Below are 9,176 nucleotides of genomic sequence, written 5' to 3' on the forward strand. Positions count from 1 at the left end.
TGACCACTTAATTCCCTTAGAGTTCTTATTATGACTAACCCGGTTTTTTATATACCCACGGAAATGCTCTATCAAAAGCCTGATTTTACGAAACATAATGAAGCCATGAAGATTTATCTTCAATCGCAATTCGGCGAACGATATTTTGATAACACGATGCCAGTTGAGACAAAATGGGACCAATTAATGGAATCGTTTAAAAGACAGGTTCCAGCAGAGTACCACGACTTGTTTGAATCCTTTCAAGCAAGACGCAAGCAAGTTGCAAATGACAACCGATTTAATTTATCGCTTCAAGATGCCTTGGCGCTTTTTGAAAATTTTTATTTTTTATACAACGGCGATAATGAACAGTTTTGTATTTCCAAATCAACTCAAGCTAAATTTCTTGGGGAATTAAAAAGAGCAATGGGCGAAGGTGTATGCGAACCGGGTATTGCCACAGAATTTAATACGCACTTGAGAAAATACCGGTCAGATACCAACTGGATTTTAGTTGAACTTCATGAGCAACGCTGTAACATTATTCAGCGCATCGCAGATGAATACAATGCCATAAACCGTGTGGGTGAGGCTTTGTCCGTACATACGGTTATGCATATGTTTTCGCTGAGCAAAAGTAAGTCACTTGGCGTGGATAATGAAAAGGACATCAAAGATGCATATGCCTATCTTACTCAAACTCAATCGATGACTGCATACTTTGAATCGGTATATGAAGAATATTTTACGCAGTATGAGGCCAATCTTATAAACAATCTGGCTGAATATGCCTTGTTAAGCCTACGAATGGACCCTTTGGCTGAACTCGATCTTTCTGACTGGGACAACAACGAGTTGGTACTAACGGAAACACAGACGCATAGTATTTACCCAAAACTTGGCGATTTTTTTGGCCTTTATTTTGCGGAAGATGATCGGCAATCTATTGTAGAATACGAAAAAGCACTTTCCTTATTTAAGAAGAGTGATGTTCTAGCTCAGTTAAAAAAACTTGTTGAAAAAAGATTAGAGCAGGAAAACTTCCTGGTTAATTTTAACAAGCTAAATAAAGAAAATGTCCAACAGTATAATTTACGCCTGCCTACTGGCATTAGTGTAGAAGTGCTTTGTACTTTAAACGAAATACTGCAAAACGCCCAAGATAATCCCCAACAGATACGACAGATTTTAACGGACAACAGGAAGTTAGTTGAAAAATATCCGTGTTTGATTGCTAGCTCCGTATTAGCTAACCCTAGATTATGGCGTTATTTACCCAGAACATTAAGAAATGATAGTGCTTTTTTGGATTCTCTCATAGACAAAATAGACTTTGTTACTCAAGAAATGATTCAAAATGGCAGTGCTGATGAAAGTGATTCTCAGATTGAATTATTGCTGATGATGATTAAAACGAACGGTGATTTATTAAGTGGATATTCTTCTTCTTTCTTTTTAAATAATCTGGAAATAGCACTAAAGCTAGTCGCTAAAAATGCTTTTTTTTATAAATACTTAAGCCAAGAACTTCAAGATAATAAACAGGTGATGGATTATGCATTAAAACAAAATCCAGGAGTAAGTAAATATTTTCCAGAAAATAGACAATTACACTTAAATGGTCTTTCAGCTAAATTAATCAATTTGGGGGTAGACTTTAACACGAATTGGGAGAATAGTAGTCTCCTTGAGAGAATAGATAAATCCGAAAGTGTTTTAAGCTTGCTTGAAAAAGAACTTCTGTCCCTATCAACACTCACTCAGCTTGCCCAATCACTATCTCCCAGTGAACTGTTATGGATAATCAAAGCGCGTCAACAGACAGGGTTACAAAATCTACCTGAATTGACTGAAGAGGGATTAAATCAATTTATTGATGCTCTGGAATTAAAAGAAAAAGGATGGGTGCCTAATTACCTGGATTTTAAACGGACAATACCAAAAATCGGTCAGTCTTTAAACCAGAATTTTTCTGTCAAGGAAACATACAATAGAGAGTTAGCAAGGCGATGTGTTGCTCGCTCCAATCAATGGCTGACTGCATTTTTTGCATTTCAAAAACAAATCCCTGTGTATTATAAGCCGTTTTCAGGATTAGAAGAGGTGTTGGATCAATTAAAATTAACCGGACGTATTGCTTTTTCATTTTTAAAATCTATTGGTGAATCGCTACTTGTGCTGGGAATGCTAGGCCTGGATTATGCGGTAACTTTGTTACCTCCTTTGATTGATTTCTATTTGACTCCGTATATAGCATTTACAATCGACAGTCTTGCTGCATATACAGGAGGGCTGTTCTTGCTTTGGATGCTCCAACTCTACGTAGGATCAGATATTATTAATAATTGGTTGGATAACAAGTACAACGCGTTTGTCAATCTTGTGTTATTTATTACAGCACTTGCTATACCGACTAGTTTTATAACTGGGATTTTTACACTTGAATTAGTGTATCTGGGTTGTTATTTATTTGCTGCTTTGATTGCAGCTTCAAGCGCTGTCTTCGGTACATCATGGTCACATGCTGAAATTAATACATTGGCTTCGACTGCATTAAGCCATTGGTTGTTTGCAAGTCTCTATTTCTTAGTGTCTTCTGCACAAGCAGTGTATCATTTGGGTTGGAAATTAATGTTCGAATGGCCAAAACATTTTATTGCATTGATTGTACCTTGGGTTACTCGCAGCATAGCTAGCTGTTCTAATATGGATAGTCCAGCTAATGGCGAGGACTTATTAAAAATCAAAGTGGAAAATAGTATTTCACGTTTGTTAGAAAGTGAATCGGTGAGCGCTAATCTAAAAGGTACTGTACTAGACTCCTTATGGCAAAAAATTCAAGTGGATGTTGAGCAGTCGAACGGAACGTTAACTTTCGAAGAAGCACTCAACCGCAAATACACTTTGTCTACTGATGACAAGACCTGTATAAAGAGTTTTATGGACGTAGCAGAAACGCACCGATCGGATAAAGAGGGATTTAGCCTCGACACGACTCAAACACGTTATTCCTTCTTTTGTATTAAATCAAAAACCTCAACAGCAAGTAATTTGCAGGAATACGCAGACAAGAGGGTGGATGCTGATGAAGCACCGGCGATAATTGTTGTCTAATCACTTAGTGATAGCGGTTCGCTCCTACTTATCCCATAACGTAATAGTATAGATCCCATCACCGCTGTGCGCCAAGGAAGGCTGAAAGCCGAGGCGTATAGTCTGCGATTTATGCAAACAGCCTGAAGCGATGCGAAGTAAATTTTTATGCAGGTGTTAAGTCCTTGGTGCAGACATACCGCTTGCGGCCTTCTGTAATGAAATGGACATCTCTCCAAATCGAGGCAATACTAATGCCTTGTTGATGAATTTAATAAAGAGGAGCTTATTATAATGAACGTGCCCCCCCATTGGTATTGACCTTGTAAAAAAATTTTTTCAATAGTATGGGGCAATGAGGCTCGTTCATCGACATCTGACTGCATAATGATTTTGGTTAATTCAATGTAACTCCAAAGAATAATGATAAAGATAGTGAATCAATTAAGCTAATAAAAAGCAAATAGACTAAGGATTTCCATAGGTTACCCATGAAAGCACTAATTGTATGTTTATTAGCTTATTTTAATATAGGTTCTTCATCAGATTATGAAGGATTAGTTTCATGGATGCTAAAAAAAACTTGTTCTCTATTTTATCGGTGTTTTTTTTTATAATTGCGTTCTTTTTCATAAACGCATCAAACGCTGTGCAAACTAAAAAGGACAGTGAAATTTTAACTATTTTATTCACTGTGGATGAATGGGAAATCACAGTAGCCAATCAACTATTAAAAAATGTATGTTCTCCGCAAGTTAAACAGTACGCGCAAATGCTACAGAAGGAACATACTACAAATCTATATAAGGCTATGGAGGTGAGTAAAAATGAACGCATCATTATTGTGCCAACCGAAATAACAGGTTCAATAAAAAAGTATAATATAAAAGAATTGAATCACTTATTTTCTTTAAAAAATACGGAGCTAGAAAAAGAATACATAAAAATGATGATCCGCGCTCATAATAGGGCGCTGCACATGATGGATTATAGTTTGCTTAGAACGGTTTCCAATCCTGCTTTAGAACAGTTAGCACTTGAAACACGGCCACAATTAGAAAAGCATTTAAAACAAGCAAAATTAATTCAAAAAACATTATATGTTTAGTGATACCTATTAAATAGTAGTTCAGACTCTGAAACAGAGTCGGCTTTTTGCGATGAATTTGCTACTAACTTTTCACTCAATAAACGCTGCTTTCCATGATGCGATGAGGGTTCGTTTGCCTTGTAATGCAATAGGTAAAATAATCATAAAAAAATGGGGCAAGTTCTACTGTAAATCCGGATAAAATGCTGTACAATATGCGACAATTTATTATCCATTAAATTTTATAAGAGTATTATGACTGACTTAAACCTTTATAGAAACATTGGAATCTTCGCCCACGTAGATGCCGGAAAAACCACTACTACCGAACGTATTCTTAAGCTTACTGGTAAAATCCATAGAATGGGTGAGGTTCACGAAGGTGAATCAACAACCGACTTCATGGAGCAAGAAGCTGAGCGCGGTATTACTATTCAGTCAGCAGCTGTAAGTTGCTTCTGGAAAGGCACTCGCTTTAACGTTATCGATACCCCAGGACACGTTGACTTCACTGTTGAAGTATATCGCTCACTGAAAGTTCTCGATGGCGGTATCGGCGTATTCTGCGGTTCGGGCGGTGTTGAGCCTCAGTCAGAAACAAACTGGCGCTATGCGAACAATTCAAAAGTATCTCGTTTAATTTTCGTAAACAAACTCGACCGTATCGGTGCAAACTTCTTGAAAGTTACCGAGCAAATCAAAAAAGTATTGGGTGCAAATCCTTTAATTATGACTTTACCTATTGGCTTCGAAGACACCTTCGTTGGGGTTGTTGATTTATTATCTCGTAAAGCCTATATTTGGGACGAATCTGGACAGCCAGAAAATTACACTGTTACTGACGTACCCGCTGATATGCATGATGATGTTGAAATGTATCGTGCACAATTAATTGAAACAGCACTTGAAATGGATGATGATTTGTTGATGGCTTACTTAGATGGTCAAGAGCCTTCAATAGAAGACATTAAGCGTTGCATCCGTAAAGGTACGCTTGAATTAGCCTTCTTCCCAACTTATTGCGGTTCAGCATTCAAAAACAAAGGAATGCAATTATTATTAGACGCGGTAGTTGACTATTTACCTGCTCCTCATGAAGTTAATCCTCAGCCGTTAACTGATGCTGAAGGTGAGCCAAACGGTCAATTCGCAATCGTTTCTCCTGATGAGCCGTTCCGTGCCTTGGCATTCAAAATTATGGATGACCGTTTTGGTGCATTAACTTTCGTACGTATCTATTCAGGAAAACTAAATAAAGGGGATACTATTCTTAACTCCTTTACTGGTAAAACTGAACGTGTTGGCCGTATGGTTGAAATGCATGCCAATGAGCGTAATGAATTACAAAGTGCTGAAGCGGGCGATATTATTGCGATTGTAGGTATGAAAAACGTTCGTACCGGTCACACTCTTTGCGATCCTAACCACGAGTGTACACTTGAAGCGATGGTATTCCCAGAGCCTGTAATCTCTATTGCAGTTTCGCCAAAAGATAAAGGCTCAACTGAAAAAATGAGTATTGCGATTGGTAAAATGGTTGCAGAAGATCCAACCTTTAGAGTGGAAACTGACGAAGATTCAGGCGAAACCATTCTTCGTGGTATGGGTGAATTACACCTTGATATTAAAGTAGATATTCTGAAGCGTACTTATGATGTTGAGTTAATCGTAGGTCAACCACAGGTTGCTTACCGTGAAACGATTACTAGACAGATCGAAGACAGCTACACGCACAAGAAGCAATCAGGTGGTTCTGGTCAGTACGGTAAGATTGACTACACTATCCAGCCAGGTGAGCCAAACTCTGGATTTACCTTTGCTTCAACAGTTGTGGGCGGTAACGTTCCTAAAGAATTCTTCCCTGCAATTGAGAAAGGCTTCCGTTCAATGATGGGTACTGGTACGTTAGCAGGTTTCCCTGTATTAGATGTGGTCGTTACCCTGACTGATGGTGCTTATCACCCAGTTGACTCTTCTGCAATCGCGTTTGAAATTGCAGCAAAAGGTGCGTTCCGTCAATCAATACCTAAGGCGGCACCACAATTGCTTGAGCCAATTATGAAAGTTGACGTATACAGTACTGAAGATGATGTAGGTAACGTGATTGGTGACTTGAACCGTCGTCGCGGCATGATCTCTGGTCAAGAGCCAAGTGCTGCTGGTGTACGCATCAAGGCCGATGTTCCTCTTTCTGAAATGTTTGGTTACATCAGTACCTTACGTACTCTTACTTCAGGTCGTGGTCAATTCTCAATGGAATTCTCTCACTATGCTCCTTGCCCAGCTAGTGTCGCTGAGACAGTAATTGTTAAAGAGAAAGAAAAGAAAGCCGCTGCTGCTAAGTAATTCAGCAAGCGCTTTTAAAAGAACCCTGTCAGTTTATGCTGATGGGGTTCTTTTTATTTCAAATAAGCATAAATTATTAAGTACTACAATGTTGATTAGGTAACTATTTAACGTATCCAGGCGTGAATCAAAAGATTAATGGATAATAGACCAGAATTTATTTCCGCTACTTTAGGCGATAGGGCTGAATAGTTTTTTAAATTTTAAGTTATGCAGATTAATGCCTGATAGGTCAACTCCCTCGAAGTTACATTTAGTAAAATGAAACGGAGATTTTGATTTTTCACGGAGATTGTGCAAAGTTTCTCGTGTAACGTTCTGAGCGCTAATGGGCATCGTCATGTATGGACCCCGCGCTGGGTCCATACATGACGATGCCTTTCAAACCAATTGAAATTATAAAATAGTACATGCATTAGCAAGAACATTTGTTGTCGCATCTGCCATTCGTATTGGAGTTCCCCAGAAAGAATGCTGATTATTAGCAACTCTAGACTCCATGACTTGTTTTTCAATGTTTAAGTTATTGTATTTTTTTATAAAATCATGGAGCTCAGGAATCAAAACCTCATTGTAATATTTTAATAGATCGGGAACTTGATTTTGGAGTATAGTCATTCCCGCCTCTCTACCGTATCTTGCAAGAATATGAGGGATTCGAACGATTAATTCAGCTTCCCAATCCTTTTCATGGTAAGCAGTAAAAGCTAGTTTAATGATCTTATTTATTGAATCAACATTGAGTTTTGAGTAAGTTTCTATGATTTTTTTATACTCATCACCACAGGTGTCTTTGGCATAAGGCTTACAATCATTGTTATAAAGAATTTGTATTGCCAAGTGAGTTATTTCATGCGCAACATTACCTAAAAGCTCTTGATGATCAAGCTTTGCGGCGATAAAAATACGTCCTTCATCATAACGGCATCGCCCTTCAGTTGATTTATGCGATGTAACATCTAAATCCATAGTATTGACTTGATTAAAATCAAAAATAATATCAATAGTCCCTTTATAATGCTCAATAACCGATAAAAGAGGTGCGATGCCTGGAATATTAATTAACTGTTCATATATGAATCTAATGGTATCAAAATAAACACCCTCTCTTTGTAATGTTCTCGACCTTGATAAAAGATAGAATACAGAAGCATCATTGGGTCTACTAAAATAATTAAGCAGTGCCTTATTTAAGGCGTTTTTATCGTGTTCATTCAAATTAATTATTGTTTCTTCCAATGCCTCAGCTGCAGGGCTTTTAAAGCCTTTTGTTTTAAGATAAGCATAACTTTTATATTGCTTAGAGGATAGGGCGGTGTTTAGTGCCGAAGTATTTTGAAGGTTAAAACCATGCCCAATTTTTTCACCTTCGAGGGCTATATTGGTTATTTGCTCCACGTTACCTTGTTTAATGAGGTCATGAAAAAATTGGCGATTAGTGACAAACTCTATGAGTTCCTTCCCTTCTTGAGTTGCGTTATTAATTTGGGATACATCAAAATGGCTCGGAAAAGGAAAGTTTTGCTTCAACAAATAAAGCACGATCTGAATGTGTTGCTTTTTCCAGGCAAGATCAATCGTTTGTTGTTGCAAATCATATAATTGGGAAAGACCTATATCGTATTGAAGGAGAAACTGTACATTGTGTAATTTTCCGTTGCTAGCAGCGATCATTATAGGTATATGCTGCATTTCATTCTCTAGACGAAGCAAATCCACCTTTTCTGAAGGAAGATATCGTGCTGATGGATTAAGCTCTAAGAGCGCTCTTAAAACGTCAACACCAGCATACTCGGCTGCGATTTCCAGAGGTCTATATCCCCCTGAGTTTTGTATAGATAGATCAGGTTGTTGACGCATTAAAAATCGAGTGCTTAGAATATCATCATGCAAAACTGCGTAATCAAGTAGCCGCCAGCTATCGAATTCTTTTTCCAGATCAAGAGAAGCAGTTAACAGATCTCGTTCTTCACCATTGAATTTACCAACGAGCCGTTTCTCTAGAGCCTCAAAAATTAAGGGCAATCCAAAGTCCTTTTTTGCGCTTAACTTTTCTAACAATACCTCTTCATTTAAACTATCTCTTCCACGCTCATTAAAAAGAACATCATTATCATAAAAAATTTGAGTGAAACTTGCTGTTTTGAGCAGTGTGGCGCAGCCCCAGCTTATGATAAAAGACCGTTCAGGCATTTTAGCGTTAAGTTTTTTCTCAACAAGCTCCATATCGGGTTCAAATTCGTCTTCACCCACAAAGACATGGATGTAATATAAGTTTTTTGCCTTTTGCGCCACCTTATAAAACAAATCATTTTCAAGAAAACTACCTTCAAAAAACTCACCGCTAATAGTCAATACAGATAAATCTTGGTTATTTTCTATAAAATCCCAGAGATGGCCGTTGCTTGGACATTCATGGTTTATTGAGAGTTGTTTAACTCCTTGCTTGGCTACTAGTCCCATATTATGAAGAAATTTTTCAAACTGATGGAGCATGTAATCATTCCCATCTTCAAGATAATAAAGATAGCCCATCCCATCAGATATTATCATTTCCTGAGTTGCAGGATCGTAACAGTTTTCAAGCATTTCGATTTGTTGCTTAATAAACTCATATTCGTCTTTATTTGCCCCCAAATCCTTATCATTACTTTCTTCGTCCTCA

General features: G+C 37.8%; 4 protein-coding genes. 3 read left to right on the top strand and 1 reads right to left on the bottom strand.

Annotated elements, in window-relative coordinates:
* The first annotated feature begins 30 nt into the window (after positions 1-30).
* From ACQY7T_RS02040 to fusA, 3 genes are all read left to right on the top strand, one after another.
* A complete protein-coding gene (locus tag ACQY7T_RS02040) occupies positions 31-3,096 on the top strand; it encodes a DUF4116 domain-containing protein (RefSeq protein ID WP_428411055.1) in 3,066 nt (1,021 codons plus the stop codon).
* Positions 3,097-3,640: 544 nt separating this feature from the next.
* A complete protein-coding gene (locus tag ACQY7T_RS02045) occupies positions 3,641-4,183 on the top strand; it encodes a DUF4142 domain-containing protein (protein WP_428411056.1) in 543 nt (180 codons plus the stop codon).
* A gap of 237 nt (positions 4,184-4,420) precedes the next feature.
* Entirely contained in the window at positions 4,421-6,511 is a 2,091-nt protein-coding gene (gene fusA / locus ACQY7T_RS02050; protein WP_428411057.1) for an elongation factor G, read from the top strand.
* A gap of 396 nt (positions 6,512-6,907) precedes the next feature.
* On the opposite strand, the gene ACQY7T_RS02055 is transcribed toward fusA, so the two are convergent.
* Positions 6,908-9,148, bottom strand: coding sequence for a hypothetical protein (locus tag ACQY7T_RS02055; protein ID WP_428411058.1), 2,241 nt, complete (start codon positions 9,146-9,148; stop codon positions 6,908-6,910).
* Positions 9,149-9,176 lie beyond the last annotated feature (28 nt).

This window comes from Legionella sp., from assembly GCF_965140895.1.
Classification (GTDB): Bacteria; Pseudomonadota; Gammaproteobacteria; order Legionellales; family Legionellaceae; genus Legionella.

Excerpts from the sequence above, each read along its gene's own strand:
- ACQY7T_RS02040 (WP_428411055.1), top strand. The coding sequence starts at position 31 with ATGACTAACCCGGTTTTTTATATACCCACGGAAATGCTCTATCAAAAG.
- ACQY7T_RS02045 (WP_428411056.1), top strand. The coding sequence starts at position 3,641 with ATGGATGCTAAAAAAAACTTGTTCTCTATTTTATCGGTGTTTTTTTTT.
- fusA (WP_428411057.1), top strand. The coding sequence starts at position 4,421 with ATGACTGACTTAAACCTTTATAGAAACATTGGAATCTTCGCCCACGTA.